This window comes from Pseudoalteromonas rhizosphaerae (genome assembly GCF_028885455.1).
GTDB classification, from domain to species: domain Bacteria; phylum Pseudomonadota; class Gammaproteobacteria; order Enterobacterales; family Alteromonadaceae; genus Pseudoalteromonas; species Pseudoalteromonas rhizosphaerae.
The window spans coordinates 2,615,332-2,639,803 of the sequence record NZ_CP118496.1; the positions used below are offsets into that span (position 1 = coordinate 2,615,332).

The following is a 24,472-nucleotide window of genomic DNA, read 5'->3' on the forward strand; positions in this document are numbered from 1 at the left end:
AGAGAAGTGAATGAGAGTAAATGAGCAGACAAAAGACCGAGGGCAACGAGCTGCGAATATCGGGCTTCGAGCGACGAGTAACGAATACAGCCTAGAGTCTAGTCACTTTCCTAGATCCTAGTGCCTGTTACTCCCTAGAGCCTCGCAGCTTTTTCGATCTGTGATTGTTTTAAAAGCTATTTTACCACCGAGAACACCGAGGCGCTGCGCTACACAGAGAAGATAACGGGCGGCGGGTTAATCCTAGCACCTAGTCATTTCCTTAAAACCTAGCACCTTCGCTCAATAAATATGACCAAGACTAAATTCTTAATTTTTGCTAATTAGCAGCTATCTACTTGGTACTCATCGGAAAACTCTATGTTTTTAATACATTTTCATGTTAGGTTAGGATTAAACTTAATCAAAACTTAACGTTCTAGTAGTTAAGTATTATTAATTAGCCACGGAGCGGTATATCAAGTGACCACTAAAACACTCAGTTACTACAACCAAAACGCACAAAGTTTTAGCGACTCAACGCTTAATGTTGATATGTCGGCGCTTTACGCTGAGTTTTTACCGCTTATCCCTAAACACGGCCATATATTAGATGCAGGCTGCGGTAGCGCCCGCGATGCCATGTATTTTAAACAGCAAGATTTTACTGTTAGCGCGTTTGATGCAAGCGAAAAAATTGCAAAGTTAGCCAGTAATTACTTACAACAAGCCGTAGAGGTTAAAACCTTTCAGCAGCTTAACTGTACAAATATGTACGACGGCATTTGGTGTTGCGCGAGTTTATTGCACGTACCAAAAGTAGAGCTACCGCAGGTGTTTTTAAAACTGCAAAATGCCCTAAAACCCAATGGGGTTTTGTATGTGTCGTTTAAATATGGCGATACAGAACGCGTACATAACGGCCGTGAATTTACCGATTTAAATGAAGACGGCCTAACCGCGCTAATTGCTCATCACACCGAGCTTAAAATACTAAAACAATGGCAAACGGTCGACCAACGACCAGAGCGCGAGAGTGAAGTGTGGCTCAATGCATTATTAACGCGCAGCGAATTAATAAATGAATAGTTTTAACGAACAGCACCAATTGCAAAGTAATAAGCAGCAGCTTATTACCGGTGATAATGACCCGTTATTACCCAATCTTGTGCATGCAATAAATAATGCCACAGAGATTGAAATCACAGTTTCATTTATCCAACCCAGTGGTTTGGCTTTGTTATTTGATCCACTCAATGAAGCTTTACAAAGTGGCGCAACACTAAAGCTGTTAACTTCCGATTACCTTGATATTACTCATCCTAATGCGCTCAGAGAGCTAATGGTATTAGTGGATCGTGGTGCTGATGCGCGTATTTACCAAACACAGAGTAATCAAAGCTTCCACATGAAGTCGTATATTTTTATCAAAACAAACGACACCAGCGAAATTACGTCAGGTTGTGCATTCATCGGCTCCAGTAACATTAGCGCCAGCGCACTTACTAAAGGTCATGAGTGGAATTTTAGACACGATTACATGCAGCCAAAAACAAGCCAAGCAGCGCAGCAATTTTTAAGTATTCGTGATGCTTTTTACGATATTTTCAACCACGGGTTTGTTACACATTTAAGCCATGAATGGATTGATAACTACATTGCTAGGCGTAAAGTACAGCAGTTTGTAGCGGTAAACGATGCCGATACAGCTGAACAAATTATTGAACAAAGCGAAGCTAAAACACCAAGACCAGCTCAAATTGAAGCGCTCAATGCTTTAGCGCAAACTCGCCAAGAAGGTTTCAAACGTGGCTTAGTGGTGTTAGCAACAGGCATGGGTAAAACATGGTTAAGCGCGTTTGATGTTAAACAATTCAAAGCTAAACGAGTGTTATTCGTCGCACATCGTGAAGAAATACTTTTACAAGCACAGCGTACATTTGCTGAACTACTGCCGCTTTCAACGGGATTTTATAACGGTAAACAGCGAGACAAAAACGCTGATTGTTTATTTGCCTCTATTCAAACAATTGGCCGAAGTAATCATTTAAAGCAATTTGCACCAACGGCGTTTGACTACATCATTGTTGACGAGTTTCATCATGCCAGCGCACGTGTTTATCGTCAGCTATTAAACTATTTTGAACCACAGTTTTTACTTGGTTTAACCGCCACGCCAGAACGAACCGACCAAGCCGATATTTTAGGGTTGTGTGACAACAATTTAGTGTTTGAACGAAACTTAACGCAAGGGATTGATCAAAAAACGTTAGTGCCATTTCATTACTATGGTATTTGGGACGAAAACGTAAACTACCAAGCCATTCCATGGCGCAATGGTCGATTTGATCCTGCAGCACTAGAAAACAAATTTGCGACACAAAAACGTGCCGATCATGCGCTTGCACAGTGGCAGCAATACAAACAACAGCGTACGCTAGGCTTTTGTATTTCCACCAAACATGCCGATTACATGGCTGATGCGTTTAATAAAGCGGGTGTAAAAGCACTATCAGTACACAGCCAATCAAAAGTACGCAGAAATGAGGCACTTAAACAATTAGAACAGCGTCAAGTTGAAGTACTATTTACCGTTGATCTGTTTAATGAAGGGACTGATTTACCCAGCATTGATACTATTTTAATGTTGCGCCCAAGTGATTCTAAAATCCTGTTTTTACAGCAATTAGGTCGAGGTTTGCGAACGCTAGAAGGTAAAACCCATTTAGTGGTGCTCGACTTTATTGGTAACCACCATAGCTTTTTAAATAAGCCTTATGCGCTACTCCATGAAACTACGCCAAGTGGTGTAGTGAAAAAGCTTAAAAAGCCAAATCTTGCTGACGGTTGCTTTATAAATATTGATTTAAAAGTCACAGACTTTTGGCAACAACTTGCTAAGGCGCAGCGCACCACAGCCCTTGAAGATATAACACAACTTGCCGAGCAACTTGGGCATTTACCTACCTTAAGTGAGTTTTACTACCACTACGGTGATATAAAAAAGGTAAACAGCAATTACACTAGTTGGTTTGAGCTAATCGCTAAAACACAAAACATTGATGATGATGCACAACAAGGCGCTGAGCAACTAGAGCCATTTTATGACTTTTTACATAAGGGCATACAAACAACCAGTATGACCAAATGCTTTAAAGCGATTTTGCTTGAAGCATATGTAGCATTAAATGGTTTTGCTATTCCCCCAACAGTTGCAGAGCTTGCAGCCATGAGTGCTAAAGTATTAGCGCGTCATCCAAATTTAAAACAACACGATTTATCAGCCAAAGAGCAGCAAGCTGCCGCTGATTCACAAACATGGCAAAGCTACTGGCGTAAAAACCCAATCAAAGCTTACACCAATAAAAATAAAGATGGCACGCAGTGGTTTAAGCTAGAAAACGACACAGTAAAAGCCACGTTTGACGTACCCGCAGATAAACTCGAATTACTTAACAACGCCGTGTTAGAGCTGGTTGAATACAGCTTAGCTAAATACAGCCAACGGCTAAAAGTAGACGTAGCAACAACTGAACAAAATACTGAGCAACAAGCTGACAATGTGACTCAGCTAGAGTTTAAAGCTCTTGCCGATACAGCAAAAGAGCAAGATAACGCATTAAAGCTGCCGTACTTTCCAAATATTAAAATTGCCTGCGGGCATTTTAAAACAGGGGATGAAAGCGATATGGAATTGATTGACGCGCCACTTGGCGCAGGTAAGCTCGACCCGCAAGTGCATTTTTTAGCACACGCATCGGGTAACTCAATGAATGGCGGTAAACACCCAATACTTGATGGTGATTTACTGCTACTTGAGCTTATAACCTCCGATAAAGCAGGATCGTTACGCGGCCAAATAGTGGCAATAGAACGAGATGATATAGGCGGGGAAGGGCAGTATTTACTGCGCAAAGTTAATAAATTACCCAACGGGCAATATGAGCTGATTGCTCAAAACCCCGATTACGAGGTAATGATTGCAGATGAAAGCATGCGAACATTCGCACGGTTTAAACAAGTGGTTGCAGAGTAGTTTGTAGTCGCGCTTTAACTTGTAGGCGCAGAGCTTGCTCGCGCGAAAAGCGCAGCTTTTAAATTTGTAGGTCGTGCCGTAGGCGGGAGTTTACCTCGCGCTTTAAAAGTGTAGGAATTGGCTTGAGCCGTGCTTTTTACATGGTTTTGGGAAAAGGGATTTAATAACCTCTATTCGAGGTTTTATCGCGTTGGCGATGGCAACCAAAGGGCGGCTGCCGCCGACCGCCCTTTGGAATCCCACGGCGCACCCGAGGATCACACTGTGTCCTCAAATTAAAAATTGATGTGAACGTAAGCGCCGTGTATTCGCCGTCCATGGCGAAGTCACGGCTTAACTTGCATCCATGCAAGTTTATTACTCATCAATTTATAACTTTCGGGTGTGATCACGGGGAATTGGAGTGTGTTGGTAGATTGGTGTTTATGAATTTAGGCGTGAGTTTACCTCGCGAGAAAAGCGAAGCTTTTAAATAAGTAGGTGCGATTTTATATCGCGCTCATAAATTGGTTTTATCGTGGAGATTTAGGTGGGTTAAAACCTCTATTTGAGGTTAAATCGCGTTGGCGATGGCAACCGAAGGTGGCTGCCGTCCTTTGGAATCCCAGGGCGCAACCGAGGAGCACACTATTTTCTCAAGCTAAAAATTGGTGTGAACGTAAATGCCGTGTATTCGTTTTCCATGGACAAACTTCGCTTTGGCTAGCTTATATTTGGCAAGATTTTCATTATTCAGTAGCTTGCAATCTAAATAAGATAACTATGTATTTTTTAATTAGAAAAATAATAAATTAATAAGGAAGCAGTATGCTTAGCAAGCATTTATTTCATTTTGCAATGGTTCACAATGAATATGGTAATAGTGGAGATTTATTTAAAGGACTCATACCATTATTTTCTCCAATACTAACTGGTAAATATGGCCAAAAGTTTGAGCCAAAAATGTTTATTCATGATTTAGAAACAAGTTATGGATTAAAACTGCACCCTTATGTTGCCGAGCAGTTTGTACCAAAGATGGTTCAAGCTGGTTTACTATTTGAAGCTCCCTCTAACAAGTATGAAAATAATTTTATAATAGGAAAAATTGAGCCTACTGAAGACAAGGAGTTAGAAAGTAAGATTAAGTCTATATTTGAAAACTACGAAAAGCTATTTACCGAGTATGCAAAGCGAGTTAATTTACAGCCAAAAGTTTTTGATTATGGTCAAGAGTTTTCAAAACGCTTAGCAAGAGCCGATTATAATAATGAAGCTGGTTTCACTGGTAATGAGACTTCATTCGGAACAATAGCAAAAAGTTATGAATCAACACTCGATTATGCGTTCTATAGATTAGTAGGCCTACTAATTGAAAAAGGAGGTAAATCTTTAGAAGTGTTAGAGGCTGCATACTCAGGAGCTTTATTGGCTGAAGTTATTTTAAGTTTGAAAGAGCCTAATTTTGAAAAAGATTGCATAGAAGGGAAGAAATTCTATCTTGATACATCAATTCTAATTAATATTTTAGGTTTTAATGACAGCTACTCTGTCGAATGCTCTAGGGATATACTAAGACAAATTAAGGAGCTCAAGGGTATTGCAACGACCACTGAATCTTATATTGCTGAAGTTAATAACTCTATTAGGCGTGCAATAAAAAATCACGATGAAAAGGGAGAAAGAACGAGTAGCATAAGTTTATATATGTCAAAAAACCCTAATAAAGTAATAGATGTAAGGCACTCTCAGACTAGGGTTAAAAGTCTTTTAGAAGACAGCGGAATTGATATATCGCCAAAGCTCACAAATATATCCAATAAGATAAGCTCAATAAGAGCGACTACATTAAGAGATAATATACTTTCAAAATTATCATCTTGGTATAAACATGAAGAAGCAGCTTTACATGATGCTGAAACTGTTGCTTATGTAGTTTCTGATCATGGCTATAAGTCTGTTGAGCAAATAGTTGAATCTAAATCATTTTATATCACACATAACTGCAAGCAAGTTAATACCGTCAATGACTACTTATATAGTCATAATATTTTTGTAAAGCCTGATATAACGACTATCTTAAGTGAAAAAAACTTTGCTGTTTTTCTATGGGTACTTACAGGAGGAAAAGGGAAAGACATAGCTTCAAATAGTCTCTTGAGCAATTGCTCCAAAGTTATGGAAATGCATAGAGATGTTTTTATTCGTATTTCTAGCTTTTTAAATGATCTTACAGAAGAACAAGAAAAAATATTCGAGGATATAATTAATAATGATAGAGCATTAAATTGTTTTATGGATGAAGTCGCTGGTGATATTACTCAGGTAACGAAAGAAAATATAAGCTCAATAGCTGAATCTTCCTTAAATAAGTTGATAGAAGAGGTAAAAGAAGAGGCAACAGATAAAATACAGGCAATTCAATCTGATTTTGCTCAACATAAAGATAGTTTTGAAATGCTAGAATCAAAGTTTGATAAAGCCATTAATACTATTAAACAAAAAGCTAACATTGAGAATAGACTAGAAATTGAATTGCAAAAAAAACGGGACGAAGTGGATTTATTAAAGGCCGAAGTTTCTAATAAGCAACAAATAAGTAATGTAGAAAGAAATAAGCAAATCAGCTCTAAGTATAAAGCAATGGTTGCTACGGCAGAAAGATGTAAAAAAATTACCGAGAACATTTTAATATTATTTTTTTCTGTCATATTTTGTTTTTTACTATTTAACCTAACGGAAGTTATTTTGGCTAATGGTGTAGAAAATAAATATATAGCGATAAAACCTGGACTAGCAGAAAAGTTACCTTGGTTTATCATGCTATTAACTTTTTGGAAAGTTCCTGAATGGATATTGGGCTGGCCTATAAAAAAAATTAGTGGATATGTTTATAGTATTTTGTCACCTGAGCAATAATATGACGGCTCACCCAACCGCTAACTTCCCTGCCTCATGCCACATTTCGCTTGGCATGGGGTTGGTTAACTCCCACGTTATATTCATCGGCTGGCTGCCGTTGTGGCTTTGGTATTTAACTTCGCCATAGTTTACAAACCCTATGGTTCGGCCGTTTTCATCTTTGCCTTGTTCGCGCACAAATAACAGGATGGTTTTGCCTGTTTGTTTGTGTTCAATATAGCTTAGGCCGCGGCCGTGTTCTGGGCGGGCGCTGTTTTGCGTTTGCCAATGGAACAGGGTGGGGCTAATTGCGTAGTCGTGGTATAGCGTTGTGGGCGAGTAGGTTTTTTCGCACTTGTTGAGTGTTACAAATAACAACTCTAGGTTTTGGTTTTTAAATTCTAAAACACCTTCACGGGCGGTCGATTTTTTATCAAACGAGTGAGCGCCAAATGCTGCGAGTATTTGTTGGCGTGTGTAGCGGCTGTGCAATTTTATTGCGTGGTTTGGTAGGCAGGCTAAATCGCTTTCTTGCTGGTGAATGCGGTTTATCAATAGCGTAATCACTTGCACAAGTTCCTGCTGTAGCTCTTGGTGTTTAAGTGTTTGTAAGCTTTGTTCAAGCGTTTTAAAGCCTAAACCTGTGCCAGTGGTATCCCAAAAGTTGTAATGCGCCATAAGCGCGTACTGGTGGTTTTTCGCTGTTGGCGTAAAGCTAAAGTCGTTATTACATAAATCACGTAAAAAGCATAAGTAACTGAGCGAGTCACAGCCGAGTAATTGGGTGTTGATTGCGCGGTAATACGCGGCGTAAATGTTGGTTTGCTCTGCGGGTATTTCATCGCCTTTTAACCAGTGCCAGCCGCCGAGTTTTTTATCTTTTGGTTTGTAAATATCTTCAAGCGTAACTTGCGGGTTTATGCGTAAAAAGTTACTTAGCGTTAGCGCATCATTCGTATGCTGTGAATAGCTATTTATCAGCTGCTGTATACGGCGTTTAGTGTTTATGGCTTGCTGAATATTTTTTAATATCGTTTTTTGCGCGCGCTCTTGCAGTTCAATACGACAACCCAGCGGTAAATGCGGGAAGTTGTTTTCAATCTCGGTTTTTATCGGTTGGTTGCTTTTACCAATCAGCGCGCGGAATTTACTGGCAAAGTCGTATTCTGGGCGCGCATTTCCTACAAAATCGAGTACGGTGCAGCACTGTTTTTGGCTGTTGTCGGGCAGGCGCAGGCCACGGCCGAGTTGCTGTAAAAACAGCGTTAGGCTTTCTGTGGGGCGTAAAAATAACAGTGTATCGACTTCTGGAATATCGACCCCTTCGTTAAAAATATCAACCACGCAAAGTATTTGTATTTCACCTTGGCGAAGTGCTTGTTGTTTAGCCGCGCGCTCATTGGTGTTTTTGCTGATCAGCACATCGGCGTTTATGCCTGCTAAGTTAAACTTAGACGCCATAAACTCTGCGTGCTTTTGGCTTACGCAAAATGCCAACGCTGTAATGTTGTGAACATTAGTCACTATATCAGCAAGGCTGGATATAATTTTGTTAGCGCGGTTGTTCTCGCCTGTATAAAGGTTACTTAGCTCGCTTATATCGTAACGGCCACCACGCCATGTTATTTGACTTAGGTCGGTGTCATCATCAAGGCCAAAGTACTGAAATGGGCATAAGTGGCGTTGATTTATTGCCTCTGGCAAGCGAATTTCGGCGGCTATTACGCCGCAAAAATCATCGAGTATATTGGCGCCATCTTGTCGCTCTGGTGTTGCGGTTAAGCCAAGTAATATTGTGGGTGTAAAGTGATTTAATATCGCGCGATAACTGGCTGTGCTTACGTGATGCACTTCGTCTATCACAATGTAGTCGTAGTAATCGTGGGTTAGATTGAGCGATTCAATTTGGCTATTCAGCGTTTGAATTGACGCAAATAATTGGTTGTAACGCTGTGGTTTGTAGTTACCCACCCACAGCTCACCAAAGTCGTTGTTTTTAAGCACGCCGCGGTAAGCGCTTTGTGCTTGTTTAAGTATTTCTTCGCGGTGGGCTACAAACAAAAAGTGGGCGTTTGGGTTTTTGTCGTAAACGGTTTTAAAGTCGAACGCCGATATAATGGTTTTACCCGTGCCCGTTGCGGCAACCACTAAATTTTTAAAGCGATTATGCACGCTGCGCTCAACGCTTAGCTTTTCTAATATTGCGAGCTGATGGGTTTTTGGTGTTATATCAAAATAAAACTGGCTGCTTGCTTGGCCAACACTGCGTTGCTCGTTAAGTGAATTTATGAGCTTTTCTTTACATTCAGCTTTGCCAGTAAATAGCTCGAAATCTGGCGATTGCCAATAGGTTTCGAAGGTACTTTTGGTTTTTGCTATGATGTGCGGGATTTCTTGCGCGGTAATTTTTAAGTTCCACTCAAGGCCGCTGGTAAGCGCCGAATGCGATAAATTAGATGAGCCAATATAACCGGTATGAAAACCCGTATTACGCATAAACAAGTATGACTTTGCATGTAAACGCTCTTGCTGGTTGTTGTAACTAAGTTTTACCTCAGTGTTTTGTAGGTTTGCTAAAAACTCCACCGCTTTAGCATCCGTTGCGCCCATGTACGAGGTGGTAATAACTTTGAGCTTATTGCCGCTTTTGGTAAAGGCTTCAAGTTCGTTTTTAAAAATACGCAGCCCCGTCCATTTTATAAATGAGACAAGCCAGTAAATAGTGTCTGACGATTTAATCTCGCGTTTTAGCTCGGTTTCGAGCGATATACCCGCATTCGCCCCGCTGAATAATTCGCTTTGGGTAAGTCCTGTTAGCGGGAATATATCTTTGGAGTAATCTTTAAGATTTGCAGCAATAGGGTTTTGGGTATTAAACAACGCAGTAAGAATACGGCCTTGGCTGTCGATAAGGTTTTCGTTGATCAGCTCGTCATCGCGGATATGATCTTTCAGCCACAGCACAAGGCTGTTTGCGAGGTTAATTTGCTCGTGCAAACGCTCGCTTGAATTAGGGATTGCATCAATGGCATGTTCAACCAACTTGCCTAAAAAACGCGAAAGCCACGTAGCCGCCTCAGCTGACTCAAGCTGTCGTTCACCGACATAAAATTGATCGCGATTTAAATTTTGCTTAATAACTTGTGTAATCAACTGCTCGTATATACCAATTTGCTGCATTAAATCGCTCCCTGTTTGCGAGCATTCAGTTTACTAAAAAATGCAATGTAAACAAGCATTAACTCACTATTGAATTAAAGGCAGCTGTTAAGATAATTCCCCGTGATCACACCTGAAATTAAATTAATGATGAGTAATAACAGCGCATGGATGCGCGTTAAGCTGTGACTTCGCCATGGACGGCGAATACACAGCATGTACGTTCATATCATTAATTTAAATTGAGGAAGCAGTGTGATCCTCGGGGCGCCGTGGGGTTCCAAGGGGCGGTCGGCGGTATCCGCCCCTTGGTTGCCGTCGCCAACGCGACATTTCAACTAGAACTAGTCAAATTTGAAAAACGCTGTATTTTCACAATCACCACACACTAATGAGTAGAGCTCTTTGCGTTTGCTCACTTTAGTATTAGCGCTGCTACATTGCGGGCAAGACGTTTTCATTGGTGTATTGGTATCGCACTCGCTGCATGTAACAAAATAGCCGTAGCGGCCTGAGCGCGCTTTAAGCGTGTTGCCATTACGGCACTGTTTGCACTTTAGATTTACTTCATTATTGGTGCTTGATTGCTCTTGAGCGACGGATGCGATAGGACTTGGTGCTATAAGTGTTGATTCATCTTGATAAATCGGGCTTGGTTCGTTGAGACTTGATGCTATTGCATCAGTTTTTAGCTGTGTGGCAGGAGTAATATTTTGCTCTAAAAGAAACTCACAGATCCTTACTAAGCTTTCTTCACTAAACCATGGGCGAGTATTGGTTGAAAAAAAGTGCAGGGCATTTGGTATTGATGCCGGGAGCTTCATTATGTCTAAAAGTTTATCTGCTATAAACTCTGATTTTACAAGTCGCTCTTCAAGCGTTTTTGGCGTGTTATCTCGATTAATTATGGCATTACTCGATATTGCACAGATGCTATGCCATTCACGGCCACCAAAATTTTGTTGTATTTTACCAAACATCTTTGGCAGGAGTTGAGGAGCATTGTCTCTTACTAAACTTTTTAGTAATGCTAATTGTAGCTCAACTTGTTTGATAGGTGACGGCATACCTTGCCATTGCCCACGGTAACTGCGACTCCACTCTTGATGTTGGTTTATTGCAACTTCACCAGTAATACTTTTTGATTCAATAAGAATAAACCCGTAGGTATAAACAATAAGGTGGTCTATCTGTGCGCTTTCGCCGTTGTGTTTAAACTTTACATCATTAAACACAAATACTTGAGGGTGGTCTTTAAATGCGCGACGTAAGTAAAATGCTACGTCTAGCTCTTGTTTTTGGCCTGCTTTTGATTTTGCTGAGTTGGTTGTGACGAGCGTTTTATCTTTTAAAATCATGCGGAGTCCTTTCAGTCATGTATTTGTATAGAATAACATTGAAGTACCTAATAAAAATACTGCTCTGATTAATTTGATTTTAAATATTCAGCAAATTTAACACTGAAGATCACAGTATTCCTTTCACGTCAGTAAGCTGCACGCCTACGGCAAAATTACACACTGCTGTGAAGACAGTTCCCCCGTGATCACACCCGAAATTAAATTAATGATGAGTAATAACAGCGCATGGATGCGCGTTAAGCTGTGACTTCGCCATGGACGGCGAATACACAGCATTTACGTTCATATCATTAATTTAAATTGAGGAAGCAGTGTGATCCTCGGGGCGCCGTGGGGTTCCAAGGGGCGTACGGCGTTATGCGCCCCTTGGTTGCCGTCGCCAACGCGACATTAACCATCAAATTTGCAATTAAAAACCAAAGCGCGAGATACACTCCCGCTACAATTCAAAAACTTCGCTTTTCGCGTCAGCAAGCTTAACGCCTACGGCAAAATTACACACTGCTGTGAAGACAGTTCCTCCGTGATCACACCCGAAATTAAATTAATGATGAGTAATAACAGCGCATGGATGCGCGTTAAGCTGTGACTTCGCCATGGACGGCGAATACACAGCATTTACGTTCATATCATTAATTTAAATTGAGGAAATAGTGTGATCCTCGGGGCGCCGTGGGGTTCCAAGGGGCGTACGGCGCTATGCGCCCCTTGGTTGCCGTCGCCAACGCGACATAACTCAAATTTGCAATTAAAAACCAGACCGCGAGGTAAACTCGCCTACAATTTAAAAGCTGCGCTTTTCGCTTCAACAAGCTAAGCGTATTAAGATTATGGAGTAATTGCATATATTGTATGGGTATTGCTGCACATAAAAAAAACAGATACCATCAAAATAGGAACATATTTAATTTAAAGGATATAAATGAAAATAATCTACCTCTCTTTTTTAGCTCTATGCTCGCTTCATGTAAATGCAGCTATTTTAGATTGCGACTTACAGGGTAAAGATCGCACTATTTATCAATTAGTAAAGCCAATAGCACCCTTTGATAGCTGTAAAAAAGCCGTTAATAATGAAGGCAATATCGTGAGCTATAAATTAAAGAAAGAGGGTTCTTATATTGATATTTCATTTGAAGATGAAAACTTCACACATGAAGATCACTTCTTTGTTTCAGGTAATAAATTGACAGTGAAAGAACTCCTTTTATCTATATATATACCTCAAGGTGAACCTGAAAACGAATATATAAAAGCCCAAAGAAAGAACCTTTTAAAATCAACTACTAGTGGTATTAAATATGATAAAGGTGGGGTTTATTTCTTTGATTTAGAAATAAAAAATTCGGCTTACAAAAACTATGTTGCTTATATTGAAGAAGGTAAACCTAACGAGTTTATTGGTATAGGAACTGACGGAAGCAAAGAATTGCTGATAAAAATAATGTTTAACAAAGGAATGGATGATGTCTAAAAAATATGAAGGTATTGATGACAAGGACGTAAAAAAGATCTTAGAGGTGTTTTTTAGTAAAGGTACAGCTAGCCAAATAGAGATTAACGATAAAGTGATTGAGTTAGTTTGGGAAATGTTAGCTTCATCAAAAGAATGTACTAAGGCCATGAACTTTGTTCCAAGACCACAAGGATTAGCGGCATCTGCTATGTATGTCGCTAAAGAACTAGCCAAAATAGCGTATAGATTATCTGCTGATAAAGATGATTCTGTTTACCTCGTATGTAAGGTGTTTTCTGCAAGAGGTTATGCTACAAAAATTAAATTAGCAGGCATGGGTTTGTAAAATTTAATTAAAAACCAAAGCGCGAGATACACTCCCGCTACAATTTAAAAGCTACGCTTTTCGCGTCAGCAAGCTTAACGCCTACGGTAGTAAAAGGAGCTAGGTGCTAGGGACGTGACTAGGGACTAGGGTTTGCACCAGCACGCTGCTCGCTGCTCGTAACTCGAAGCCGTTATCTTCTCATTTACCCTCATTCATTCCTTTTTGTGCAAAAAGTTATTAACTGACTGATTCACAACAGAGATTAAGAGGCGCTGCGCTTTAGAGAAAGAATATAAAGACCGCGTCAGCAAGCTTAACGCCTACGGTAGTAAAAGGAGCTAGGTGCTAGGATTTGCTCGTAGCTCGTAGCTCGAAGCCCGTCGCTCGAAGCACTTTTTATCTTCTCTGTGTAGCGCCGCGCCTCGGTGAGCTCGGTGGTAAAATTGGTTTTAAAACAATCACAGGCAAGATAAAGGCGCTAGGTTTTAGGGAAATGACTAGCCTCTAGGATTATTCCGTAGCCCGTTTTTCAACTTACCAGTTTTACGCTATAAACTAGTCAATTAAAATTTACTTATGGGTTTTAATTTAATTACAAGTATTCATAAGTTAAATGCATTTTACTTATGGTCTTGTTGATTAATTATTTAGTCTAAAAGTAAAGTATCGTTGACTTTTTCTTAAGGTATTCTAGAATTGGTTGTATAAGTAAACTATAGTTGACCATAAATGAGCGATTCCTCCGTCAAAAAAACACTCGGAAGAGTTGTTAAGCGTACTGAAATGCCTGAGCTTTCTAAGCCATTTTCACCCATGCAGCTGGCTAAAGCCATTACTGCAAAGCGAACTGGTATGAAGCTGACATTAGTGGATGTATCACAAGCGCTTGCTATTTCTAAGCCTACGCTAATAAAAATAGAAAAAGGTGATGTAACTGTGCAACTGCATAATGTACTAAAAGTTATGGAGTATTTAGGGTTGTCGTTCAGCCTTGTCAGTGATGATATAGCTCATAGCAATGATGAGGTGAGTGATGAACAGTGGTACTAACACCAATCGTCTAGATGTGTTTATCGGTCAATCGCAAAAAGTGGCTGAGATAACGCTGGCAATAGGCTCTGAAAATGAGATTTCATTTACTTATGAGGCTAAATGGATCAACGAGGGTTTTGCTGTTTCACCACATTTGCCACTCAATGGCGATTTTGACTCTCGTGCAGTACGTAATTATTTGCAAAACTTATTGCCTGAGGGGAAAGGCCTTGAGGAAATAATTAGCAGTACGACTATTTCAAAAAATAACACCTTCGGCTTAATTAAAGTGATTGGCGAGGAGACATCAGGTGCTTTATCGTTTAGAGCAAGTAATTGTGCAGTAAAGCAAACCTCCTTTCGTGAAGTAACGAATTACCAATTGAGTCAAAAGCTGAACCGTTTTAAGCAAGCGGGCGAGCCTATTACATTATGGGACGGGCGAACGAGGCTCTCTGTCGCTGGGGTTCAAGATAAGCTTAATTTACTCGAAATCGACGGCAGGCTGGGGTTTGGTGAAGGCGAATTATGCTCTAATAAAATCTTTAAGTTTGAAACGGGCGCTGCGCCTTTCATTGCCGTAAATGAGTTATTTACTATGTTGCTGGCAAGAGGCGCAGGACTTGATGTGCCTGACGTTGAATTGCGTAGCTATGGTGAAATGCGGGCCTTTGTTATCGATCGTTTTGATAGGCGTGTTGTTAAAGAGCAAAACCGAGTGTTACGTCGTCATGTTATTGATGGGTGCCAAGCGACAAATTTGCCTCCTTCTTACAAATACGAGCGTCAGCACGGTGATCAGGGGGACGGTATTTATATTCGAGATGGTGTTTCTTTTCCTAAGCTCTTTAATATTGAAACAGTGAATCTGCAAGCGTATCAGGCGCAACTTATTCGCTGGATAACATTTAATATTTTAGTGCGTAATTATGATGCTCATGGTAAGAACATTAGTTTTTTTGTTGGCAAAAATGGTTTAGAGCTCACACCGTTTTACGACTTGGTTAATATAGAAGCTATTATTGAACAGACGGGGATTGATTGTGCAAAAGGTGGTTCAAAGCTAGCTATTTCAAGGCATTATGCAATGTCGCTAGGTGACTATAATTCACAAGGCGCGGGTAATTTTAGTAATGAAATAACGGCTTATATGTTAGCTGATTTTGCTGATGAGTTTGATATTTCTCTTGCGCGTATGCAGCTACTGATGAGTCAAACAATTCAGTCAGTATTAGCTGCAATAACAATGGCTAAAGCGACTGCTATTGCAAATAATTTGTCTAATAGTGAACTAGAACATATCGGCTTATGTATTAACATTATCAATAAAGCAGCTGGCGAACTGAGTGAGCAGGTTGAGCTGTTACCAAGTATGAAAGCGTTTATTTAAGTTTCTTCGGTGTAAGTAAAAGGCGATAGGGAAGTGACTAGGTGCTAGGCTGAATTCATAGCACGTCGCTCGCAGCTCAAAGCCCGTTGTGTTGTATTCTTATTTACCCTCATTGTCTTCTCTTTGTGCAAATTGATTGTAAGTGATGTATTCACCACAGAGATTAAGAGGCGCTACGCTTTAGAGAAAGAATATAAAGACCGCGTCAGCAAGCTTAACGCCTACGGTAGTAAAAGGAGCTAGGTGCTAGGATTAATACTTAACCCGTGGCTTTTTATCTTCTCTGTGTAGCGCCGCGCCTCGGTGAGCTCGGTGGTAAAATTGTTTTTAAAACAATCACAGGCAAGATAAAGGCTCTAGGTTCTAGGGAAGTGACGAGGTTCTAGGGGATTGTATTCGTGCGTTGTATTCTTGTTTACCCTCATTGTCTTCTCTTTGTGCAAATTGATTGTAAGTGATGTATTCACCACAGAGATTAAGAGGCGCTGCGCTTTAGAGAAAAAATATAAAGACCGCGTCAGCAAGCTTAACGCCTACGGTAGTAAAAGGAGCTAGGTTCTAGGATTTGCTCGTAGCTCGAAGCACTTTTTATCTTCTCCGTGCAGCGAAGCGCCTCAGTGCCCTCGGTGGTAAAAGTGGTTTTAAGATAATCACGGCTAAAGCCAGTTCCTACGACAGTAAAAGGAGCTAGCTAGGGTTAGCCCACAGCCCGTCGCTCGAAGCACTTTTTATCTTCTCTGTGCAGCGCCGCGCCTCGGTGAGCTCGGTGGTAAAATTGTTTTTAAGATAATCACGGCTAAAGCCAGTTCCTACGACAGTAAAAGGAGCTAGATGCTAGGATTTGCTCGTAGCTCGTAGCCCGAAGCTAATAATTTGCGTATTCTCATGACTTTGATCACCGATTCTCATCAGCTTTGATCACCTGATTTATCATTTTGTAGAGCCGTTTTTAAATTAGCTTAACTGATCATCATCAGTCAATTTATTTAACTGTTTTCGTATCGATTCTCCTTTTAAGTTCAACTTAATCGAACCATGAATTAGCCTATCTAAAATGGCGTCAGCATGGGTTGATTCTCCAATCATCTCATGCCAGTTTTCCTGCGGGAGCTGACTTATAATTATGTGTGATTTATACCCATACCGCGCATCGATTAATTCGAGTAAGTCACCTCGTTGCTGTGCACTCAGTGGTTCAAGCCCCCAGTCGTCTAAGATCAGTAGATCATACTTTATTAACTTCGCCAGTAATTTCCGGTAACTACCATCTGCTTGTGCTAGAAACAGGCTTTCAAGTAGTTCTTTTAATCGAATATAGTAAACGCTTTTTCCTTGTAGGCAGTGCTCATGCCCTAAGGCACATGCGAGGTATGTTTTTCCACAGCCTGTTGCCCCGGTGATTAAGATATTTTGATGTAAGTTCAGCCAGCTATTTTGGCTTAAGTTACGTATCTGTGCTTTTTCTATATTACGTGCCGGTGAGTAAATCAGTTGATTTAACTGAGCTGGTAAGCGGAATTTAGCGTGTCGCACGAGCCGGTCGATTTTTCTTTGCTCACGCGTGTCAATTTCATGTGTTAGCAATAAACTGACGCGCTCTATAAAGCTTTGTTCTTGATATAGATTTGGCTGTTCAAACTGCTGCTTGAGTGCTTGCTTTATACCCGATAACTTGAGTAGTTGAAGTTGCTGGTTAATGGTGTTTATCATGATTCATTTCCTTAATGGTAATACTGTGTGCCGCGTATGTTGCCATGCTTAATTGGCTTTTCTGGCTCTGTTTGCTGTGTGGGTAACGGTTGTTGATCCAACCCCTTTTTCAGCATCTGCTTAATTGATTTGAGTGTTGTCGTATTCATCACGATTGCGCGATAACACGCTTGCTCAAGCCGTTCTTTTGAATAGGTTTTAGCTAAACTCAACACCCCTAAACAGGCGCGATAAGCGTGCTCGGGGTGACGCCGTCCACTGAGCTGTAACTCAATAACTTGGTGGGTATACTCCCCGATACTTAATGCCCATGAGCGTAAATTTATCGGTGACTGCTCATGCTGTTTTTGATGCGCCAGAGGCATATGATGAGACTGTGTTGTATGCCCACCTAAACGATGTGAGCGAGGATGTTGTGCGATTAAGGTATCGTCATGATAAAGCTGTACTAGCTGATTGGTTATGTGTGCGCGTAATTGTTTCTTAACCCACTGATACGGCACACTGTAGTAATGTTTTTCTATTTCGACATGATAATCAATGTGTACTCGCACCGTTTTGATTTGTGTATAGTGATAGGGCTTTTCAGGCAATGGCTTTAATGCGCTTTTATCCACCCTATCAAATAGCTGTTTACGTGACTGTTGATATTGCTTCATGACCTTATTGTTCATTACATCAAGTAGCTTTGCTATTTCTTGATTTAGGTGCGCTAAGCTGTAGAAGGTTTGGTTACGCAGACGTGCCATGATCCAACGCTCAACAATTTGTACACCGACTTCAGCCTTCGATTTATCTTTGGGTTTATAAGGTCTAGCCGGTATGACAGCGACATTAAAATACTCGGCTAATTGATGATACGTGGGGTTTAAATCAGGCTCGTAGCGACAGGGTTTACTAACGGCGCTTTTTAAGTTGTCGGGAATAACAAGCTCTGGAACACCGCCTAAAAATGCAAAGCAACGGGCATGACTCATCACCCAATCTTCAAGTTGTTGACTATACGTTGCCTCAGCATAGGTATAATTTGATGCGCCGAGCACGGCAACAAACACTTGAGCAGTACGTGTTTCCTGTGTTGTAGGGCACGTGATGGTCAGCGTGGGGCCACAATAATCCACAAACAGCTTTTCACCGCCTTTATGATGCTGACGCATCGACAACCGTTGTTTTCCTAACCATTGCCGGTAGGCGCAGCAGAAGTGGCTATAGCTGTAATAAGGCTCAGCGACTTTCTCACGCAATTCATCGAATACTAACTGCAACGTCAAATGTTTGTGCTGCTTTAAATCCTTATTGATGGTGAGCCAGTCAGGTGTTGGGTATCTTTTTTGACGAGTTGAGAAGTCCCTGATTTTTGTATTAAGAAAAGTACCGTGTTGTTTATCTTCAGGTAATGGCCATTGGTTTAACCCTAATTCATTGGCCTTTTTAACGTAATTAGCGACGGTCCCAGGGGAGATATTTAAGCTTCTAGCAATCTCTCGATGGGATAATTGTGCCGAATATTTCAGCCGTAAAATAGCATGTAATTTACTCATAGATATAGGTCTTGTTGACATTATTGTTATCCTCATCAAACGATTTAGATAACGGTTTAACATACCTACAAAAATGATAAAACGTGAACTCGGTAACGAGTGGCATTAAGCTTTGATCGGCAAAATCATTAAGAACACAAAAGTGATCATTATCGAGTGATTTTCGTGATCAAAGCTTAATGAGAATAAGTGATCAAAGTTAATGCCATTGGGTGATCAAAGCTGGGGAGAATATGCAATAATTTAAAACAATCACAGTTAAAGCGCGCTCCTACTGGTGATAGATACCATTAAGATGATGTGATTACATCAACTAAGTGTCGTATGTTTGCATTGTTTAAATGTCGTATGTTTGCTATATTTTGTCTAAGCAACGAGAGTAATCAATATGACAATAGCAAGTAAAGTAACGACAAGAATAAATCGCTCTAGGCGTTATGTTTTTGAGCGCGCTGATTTTGCTGATATTGCTGGTTACGACCAAGTGGGACGGGTCTTAAAAAAACTGGTTGATAGTGGCCAGTTGTTACGTATTGGGTATGGGCTTTATACCAAAGCGCGAGAAAATCGCATTACTGGCAAGTTAATGCCAGCATCACCTGCGGGAGCTGATGGAGTCATTTTAGAGGCTATTGAAAAACTGGGCGTTGAGTATCAATTTGATGAATTTTCACAACGCAGTCTTAATGGTGAAAGTTTACAAGTTCCCGCTTCATTTAAAATAATGACCAATAGTCGATTTAAGCGCAAGATTGTTGTAAATAATAGCGCTATCAATGCAAGTTGATAGCGATTTATTTTTAGATGTAGCAGATGCTCTTGGTATGGGTAACCCTGCCATTGTTGAAAAAGATTATTACGTAGTTGCATTGCTAAAGCTACTTTCAGAGTTATTTTTTGATACGCATTTTTTAGTTTTTTCAGGTGGTACGGCATTAACAAAGTCAGGCATTAAAACTCATCGAATGTCTGAAGATGTTGATATAAAAATCATTCCTAAAGATTTAGCTGCTAACACCTCTAAAACTAAAAGAAGAAAGGCAAGAAAAGCGCTCCATTTACAGTTAATTGATGCAATTAATTCATATGATTATTTTTCTGTAGAAAATGCTCCAACCGTTTTTGATGAATATCGATATCAACAAATTGATATTCGTTATCCTCAAGCCCATTCAAAAGCTCCATGCTTACGACCGTTTATTAAATTAGAGCTTATTGAAACGTTACTTTTTGATAATGTACAAAGCCGCAATATATCTTCTTTAGTGAACGAGATAACTCAACAGGCACCAGAAGTGCCGCTGATGGATTTTTCTAGCATTAAGAGTACACAAGCTGAAAAGTTAGTGTCTATGCTTAGGCGCACAGCGAGCTTTGCACGTGATAATAGAAGAGACGATGATCCTGCGCTAATTCGCCATATTTATGATACGTATTATATTCAACAAGCTGGATTGGCGAATGTTCAAGATGTAGTACCTTTAGTGCAAAAAGTCATCGCGGAAGATATTACTCGTTATGGTAATCAGCATGCAGAATTTATGGAAAATCCGATTACTGAACTTAGGTTTGCTTTAGGTGTATTACAAGCGAATTCAATTTATGAAGCGCGTTTTAATAAATATGTCGTGCCAATGGTTTATGGTAATCATAGCCTTAATTGGGAGCATGCATTTGATGTATTTAAGTTATATTGCGACCAAGTACTAAATAATATAAAGCTTTAAATATCGTCGCCAACGCTATATATACGAATAATTTGCAATTAAAAACCAGACCGCGAGATAAACTCCCGCCTACAATTTAAAAGCTGCGCTTTTCGCGTCAGCAAGCTTAACGCCTACAGTGCTAAAAGGAGCTAGGTGCTAGGGACGTGACTAGGGACTAGGGTTTGCACCAGCACGCTGCACGCAGCCCGTTGCGTTGTATTCTTATTTACCCTCATTGTCTTCTCTTTGTGCAAATTGATTGTAAGTGATGTATTCACCACAGGGATTAAGAGGCGCTGCGCTTTAGGAAAGGATATAAAGACCGCGTCAGCAAGCTTAACGCCTACGGTAGTAAAAGGAGCTGGCTTGGATTAGCCCGCAGACCGTCGCTCGAAGCACTTTTTATCTTCTCTGTGTAGCGCCGCGCCTCGGTGAGCTCGGTGGTAAAATTGTTTTTAAAACAATCACAACTAAAGCGGGTTCCTACAGGGAAGTGACTAGGCGCTAGGTGTCAACAACAACCGAAAAGTGATCCACTCCACCATTTGAATAATGATCCACTATTTATTAAGGTTTTCCATTAATCCGGCTTGTTTCTTTTCTTTGATCCTATAACTTTCCCCCTTAATTTGAACAATATGTGAGTGGTGTAAAATTCTATCTAACATCGCTGATGTTAACGCTGTGTCATTCGCAAAAATGCTCCCCCATTGTCCAAATGGGAGGTTACTGGTGAGTATGACCGCTCCTTTTTCATAACGCTTTGCAATGACATCAAACAATAATTTAGATTCCTGAGCACTAAACGGTAAATAGCCTATTTCATCAATTATTAGTAGCCTGGGTGCCAGAACTGAGCGCTGCATCACTTGTTTATACTTATCTTGACGTTGCGCTGTGGTTAATTGCAATATTAAATCAGACGCGCTAATAAAGCGGGTTTTTAAGCCTGCTTGCACTGCCTTGTAACCTAGCGCACTGGCAATATGTGTTTTGCCTACACCTGATGGCCCGAGCAGAACGACGTTTTCTTTTCGTTCAATAAACGAGAGTGTGGCAAGCTCGTTAACTTGTTTTTTGGGCACACCGGTGGCAAACGTAAAGTCAAACTCCTCAAGCGATTTTAATGACGCAAATCCAGCCATACGCGTAAACATAACCTGTTTACGTTGGTGCCGGTACGCCTGCTCACCTTGCAGTACGCGCTCTAAGAACTGTAAATAATCCCATTCCTCTTTTGCTGCTTGCTGCGCTAGCGCTGTTGCATTTGTTTCAACACCGGCGAGTTGCAGCTCCTCCGTTAGTTCATGTAAGCGTGCGAGTTGCAAGTTCATAGTGCCTCCGAGAATTGCGCGTAAATGTTTAAGTCATGATGTAACGGGTGAGTCTCGAAGGACATATCAAATACAGGTATAGCCACTTCTGCCGGCTGTGGTGGTGCAACAGGTTGGAGCGGGGGTAAAGGTTGTAGGTACGCTTGCTCTTCTTTTAATCTATCTGCGGGCTTTACTTTTATTGTGTCGTGAATGCGCTGGTTAGCCACTGTGTTCAACCAGTTAATGACTTCAACATTGGCTGTTTCAACGTCCAAAGTAAGTTCAAGGGCAAATAATTTAGTGGCTAATGGCTGATAAAAGTTATCGCGCACATAGCGCACCATTCGCTCTACTTTCCCTTTTGTTTGTGGGCGGTAGGGTTTACAGAGCTTTGGAATGAACCCCATTTCTTTACTAAATTGATAAAAGCATTGATTAAAGCGATGTTTGCCTTCACCGTAAGCATCACGCTCTATTACCACTGTTTTCATATTGTCATACCACACTTGCTGTGGAATGCCTTGGAAATACTCAAAGGCTTGGCGATGACACGCTTCGAGTGTTTCATAGCGCATGTTATCAGTGATTGCGACAAACAATGCACGGCTGAAGCCTAAAACAGCGACAAAGGCGTGCAGTGGTGATTTCCCACCTCGCATTTGGCCCCAATCAACTTGCATTTGTTTGCCCGCTTCTGTTTCAAAGCGAATAATGGGTTGGGGTTCAACGCTACCTCGATATTGATACAAGTACTGGCGTAGTAACGATATTTCTCCGGTATAGCCTTGCTCTTTAATTTCTCTGAGTAAAACAACGGCTGATAAATGTATTGGAGCGGCTTTAGCTAATCGAGAATGTAAATACGGTTTAAATGCCTCTAATTTTGAAATACCCGTTTTACGAGTAGCATAATGCGGCTCGTCAAAGTCACCTTGAAGGTATTTTTTAACGGTGTTGCGCGATATGCCCAATTGTTTAGCGATGGCTCGTTGAGACATGCCTTGCATGGCTAAGACTTTTATTTTCATGAACTCTTCTTTTGAAATCATGGTGCTTATCCAAAAGCACCAGTGTTAAGTTAACTGGATCAGATTTCAATTGTTGAAGTGGATCATTTTTGCATTGCTGGTAACACCAAATTTAGGTAGCGCTAGTTATTGCTTGAGGATTTTTATAGAGATAGGAGACCCTAGGTTTGTAAAGCGCCTAGGTTGATGCTTTTCAAACTTAATTATCCATCAAGGAACATATTAAAAGAGTTTAAGGTTTGGAAAAGAATTAGCGTATTTAGAGGCTTTTTGAATTTTATTTTTAACAGAATTACAAGAAGTTTTATATGTGGTCGGTGATACTGGACTTGAACTAGTGACCCTCGCCATTATTTGTGAAGGGTGGCGATGCTCTTTCTTTTCAGCTGAGCTAATTATCGATTAAAGAATATAACGTAAGGTTTGATTGAGGGTTTTAAAAGGTTTTATATGTGGTGGGTGATACTGTACTTGAACTAGTGACCCTCGCCATTATTTGTGAAGGGTGGCGATGCTCTTTTTTTTTCAGCTGAGCTAATTATCGATTAAAGAATATAACGTAAGGTTTGATTGAGGGTTTTAAAAGGTTTTATATGTGGTGGGTGATACTGTACTTGAACCAGTGACCCTCGCCATTATTTGTGAAGGGTGGCGATGCTCTTTTTTCAACTGAGCTAATTATCGATTAAAGAATATAACGTAAGGTTTGATTGATGATATTAAAAGGTTTTATATGTGGTGGGTGATACTGGACTTGAACCAGTGACCCTCGCCATTATTTGTGAAGGGTGGCGATGCTTTTTTTTCAACTGAGATAATTATCGATTGAAGAATATAACGTGAGGTTTTATATGTGGTGGGTGATACTGGACTTGAACCAGTGACCCTCGCCATTATTTGTGAAGGGTGGCGATGCTTTTTTTTTCAACTGAGCTAATTATCGATTAAAGAATATAACGTAAGGTTTTATATGTGGTGGGTGATACTGGACTTGAACCAGTGACCCTCGCCTTGTAAGGGCGATGCTCTCCCAACTGAGCTAATCACCCACATATAATTTTGATTAAATGGTGGGTCGTACTGGACTTGAACCAGTGACCCTCGCCTTGTAAGGGCGATGCTCTCCCAACTGAGCTAACGACCCCAAATAATCAATTACTAAACTTTACGATAACCATTTTATAAATGGTGGGTCGTACTGGACTTGAACCAGTGACCCTCGCCTTGTAAGGGCGATGCTCTCCCAACTGAGCTAACGACCCGTAAAGTTTTATATCTAAATGGTGGGTGATACTGGACTTGAACCAGTGACCCTCGCCTTGTAAGGGCGATGCTCTCCCAACTGAGCTAATCACCCATCTAGATATCATGTAATATGCACCATTCTAAGAATGGTGGGTCGTACTGGACTTGAACCAGTGACCCTCGCCTTGTAAGGGCGATGCTCTCCCAACTGAGCTAACGACCCATATTACAAATTTAAAACGCTACTATTAAAATAAATAGTACTGGATTTTAACCAGTGAACCTCGCCGTTAGTTGTAAAT

Annotated in this window: 15 protein-coding genes and 6 tRNA genes; 9 read left to right on the plus strand and 12 right to left on the minus strand. The window is 40.6% G+C overall.

Annotated elements, in window-relative coordinates; all coding sequences use genetic code 11:
* Positions 1 to 462 precede the first annotated feature (462 nt).
* From PVK79_RS10995 to PVK79_RS11005, 3 genes are all read left to right on the plus strand, one after another.
* The gene (locus PVK79_RS10995; RefSeq protein ID WP_257326733.1) at positions 463 to 1,068 is read left to right on the plus strand and encodes a class I SAM-dependent methyltransferase; all 606 of its coding nucleotides are present in this window, start codon (positions 463 to 465) and stop codon (positions 1,066 to 1,068) included.
* Positions 1,061 to 4,015, plus strand: coding sequence for a DEAD/DEAH box helicase family protein (locus tag PVK79_RS11000; RefSeq protein WP_257326734.1), 2,955 nt, complete (start codon positions 1,061 to 1,063; stop codon positions 4,013 to 4,015). The genes PVK79_RS10995 and PVK79_RS11000 overlap by 8 nt, the downstream gene beginning before the upstream one ends.
* 807 nt (positions 4,016 to 4,822) lie before the next feature.
* Complete coding sequence (locus PVK79_RS11005; RefSeq protein WP_257326735.1) at positions 4,823 to 6,913, plus strand: V-type ATP synthase subunit E family protein; 2,091 nt, start codon at positions 4,823 to 4,825, stop codon at positions 6,911 to 6,913.
* Between the two features lie 9 nt (positions 6,914 to 6,922).
* Here the strand turns inward: PVK79_RS11005 and PVK79_RS11010 are convergent, their stop codons facing one another.
* Both PVK79_RS11010 and PVK79_RS11015 read right to left on the minus strand, forming a co-directional pair.
* Entirely contained in the window at positions 6,923 to 10,075 is a 3,153-nt protein-coding gene (locus PVK79_RS11010; protein ID WP_257326736.1) for a DEAD/DEAH box helicase, read from the minus strand.
* A 323-nt stretch (positions 10,076 to 10,398) separates the two neighbouring features.
* Complete coding sequence (locus PVK79_RS11015; RefSeq protein WP_257326737.1) at positions 10,399 to 11,412, minus strand: nuclease-related domain-containing protein; 1,014 nt, start codon at positions 11,410 to 11,412, stop codon at positions 10,399 to 10,401.
* A 925-nt stretch (positions 11,413 to 12,337) separates the two neighbouring features.
* On the opposite strand from PVK79_RS11015, the gene PVK79_RS11020 reads away from it, so the two are divergent.
* From PVK79_RS11020 to PVK79_RS11035, 4 genes are all read left to right on the plus strand, one after another.
* Positions 12,338 to 12,889, plus strand: a complete 552-nt coding sequence (locus PVK79_RS11020) for a hypothetical protein (protein ID WP_257326739.1) — start codon at positions 12,338 to 12,340, stop codon at positions 12,887 to 12,889.
* Positions 12,879 to 13,217, plus strand: coding sequence for a hypothetical protein (locus tag PVK79_RS11025; protein ID WP_257326740.1), 339 nt, complete (start codon positions 12,879 to 12,881; stop codon positions 13,215 to 13,217). Before PVK79_RS11020 ends, PVK79_RS11025 begins: the two co-directional genes overlap by 11 nt.
* 711 nt (positions 13,218 to 13,928) lie before the next feature.
* Entirely contained in the window at positions 13,929 to 14,249 is a 321-nt protein-coding gene (locus PVK79_RS11030; RefSeq protein WP_145242858.1) for a helix-turn-helix domain-containing protein, read from the plus strand.
* Complete coding sequence (locus tag PVK79_RS11035; protein WP_257326741.1) at positions 14,233 to 15,621, plus strand: HipA domain-containing protein; 1,389 nt, start codon at positions 14,233 to 14,235, stop codon at positions 15,619 to 15,621. Before PVK79_RS11030 ends, PVK79_RS11035 begins: the two co-directional genes overlap by 17 nt.
* Positions 15,622 to 16,575: 954 nt before the next feature.
* Here the strand turns inward: PVK79_RS11035 and istB (PVK79_RS11040) are convergent.
* Together istB (PVK79_RS11040) and istA (PVK79_RS11045) are read right to left on the minus strand one after the other, a co-directional pair.
* On the minus strand, positions 16,576 to 17,331 hold the full coding sequence (istB, locus tag PVK79_RS11040) for an IS21-like element helper ATPase IstB (RefSeq protein ID WP_257323996.1): 756 nt from the start codon (positions 17,329 to 17,331) through the stop codon (positions 16,576 to 16,578).
* A gap of 11 nt (positions 17,332 to 17,342) precedes the next feature.
* Complete coding sequence (istA, locus tag PVK79_RS11045) at positions 17,343 to 18,893, minus strand: IS21 family transposase (RefSeq protein ID WP_257324076.1); 1,551 nt, start codon at positions 18,891 to 18,893, stop codon at positions 17,343 to 17,345.
* A gap of 367 nt (positions 18,894 to 19,260) precedes the next feature.
* Here istA (PVK79_RS11045) and PVK79_RS11050 point away from each other — a divergent pair, with 367 nt between their 5' ends.
* Together PVK79_RS11050 and PVK79_RS11055 are read left to right on the plus strand one after the other, a co-directional pair.
* Positions 19,261 to 19,659 carry a DUF6088 family protein gene (locus tag PVK79_RS11050; RefSeq protein WP_182794393.1) on the plus strand — a complete coding sequence of 133 codons (399 nt, stop codon included), beginning with the start codon at positions 19,261 to 19,263 and terminating at the stop codon, positions 19,657 to 19,659.
* Positions 19,649 to 20,599, plus strand: coding sequence for a nucleotidyl transferase AbiEii/AbiGii toxin family protein (locus PVK79_RS11055; RefSeq protein WP_257326742.1), 951 nt, complete (start codon positions 19,649 to 19,651; stop codon positions 20,597 to 20,599). Before PVK79_RS11050 ends, PVK79_RS11055 begins: the two co-directional genes overlap by 11 nt.
* A gap of 542 nt (positions 20,600 to 21,141) precedes the next feature.
* On the opposite strand, the gene istB (PVK79_RS11060) is transcribed toward PVK79_RS11055, so the two are convergent.
* The 8 genes from istB (PVK79_RS11060) to PVK79_RS11095 all read right to left on the minus strand — a co-directional run bounded on the left by istB (PVK79_RS11060) (position 21,142) and on the right by PVK79_RS11095 (position 24,393).
* On the minus strand, positions 21,142 to 21,915 hold the full coding sequence (gene istB, locus PVK79_RS11060; RefSeq protein WP_182762799.1) for an IS21-like element helper ATPase IstB: 774 nt from the start codon (positions 21,913 to 21,915) through the stop codon (positions 21,142 to 21,144).
* Entirely contained in the window at positions 21,912 to 22,946 is a 1,035-nt protein-coding gene (gene istA, locus PVK79_RS11065; protein ID WP_182762801.1) for an IS21 family transposase, read from the minus strand. Before istA (PVK79_RS11065) ends, istB (PVK79_RS11060) begins: the two co-directional genes overlap by 4 nt.
* Positions 22,947 to 23,236: 290 nt before the next feature.
* Positions 23,237 to 23,326: transfer RNA gene (locus PVK79_RS11070), tRNA-OTHER, on the minus strand.
* 572 nt (positions 23,327 to 23,898) lie between these two features.
* Positions 23,899 to 23,974: transfer RNA gene (locus PVK79_RS11075), tRNA-Val, on the minus strand.
* A gap of 19 nt (positions 23,975 to 23,993) precedes the next feature.
* A tRNA-Val gene (locus tag PVK79_RS11080) sits at positions 23,994 to 24,069 on the minus strand.
* A 42-nt stretch (positions 24,070 to 24,111) separates the two neighbouring features.
* Positions 24,112 to 24,187 (minus strand) — tRNA-Val (locus PVK79_RS11085).
* 19 nt (positions 24,188 to 24,206) lie between these two features.
* Positions 24,207 to 24,282: transfer RNA gene (locus PVK79_RS11090), tRNA-Val, on the minus strand.
* 35 nt (positions 24,283 to 24,317) lie between these two features.
* Positions 24,318 to 24,393, minus strand: a tRNA-Val gene (locus tag PVK79_RS11095).
* Positions 24,394 to 24,472: the final 79 nt, after the last annotated feature.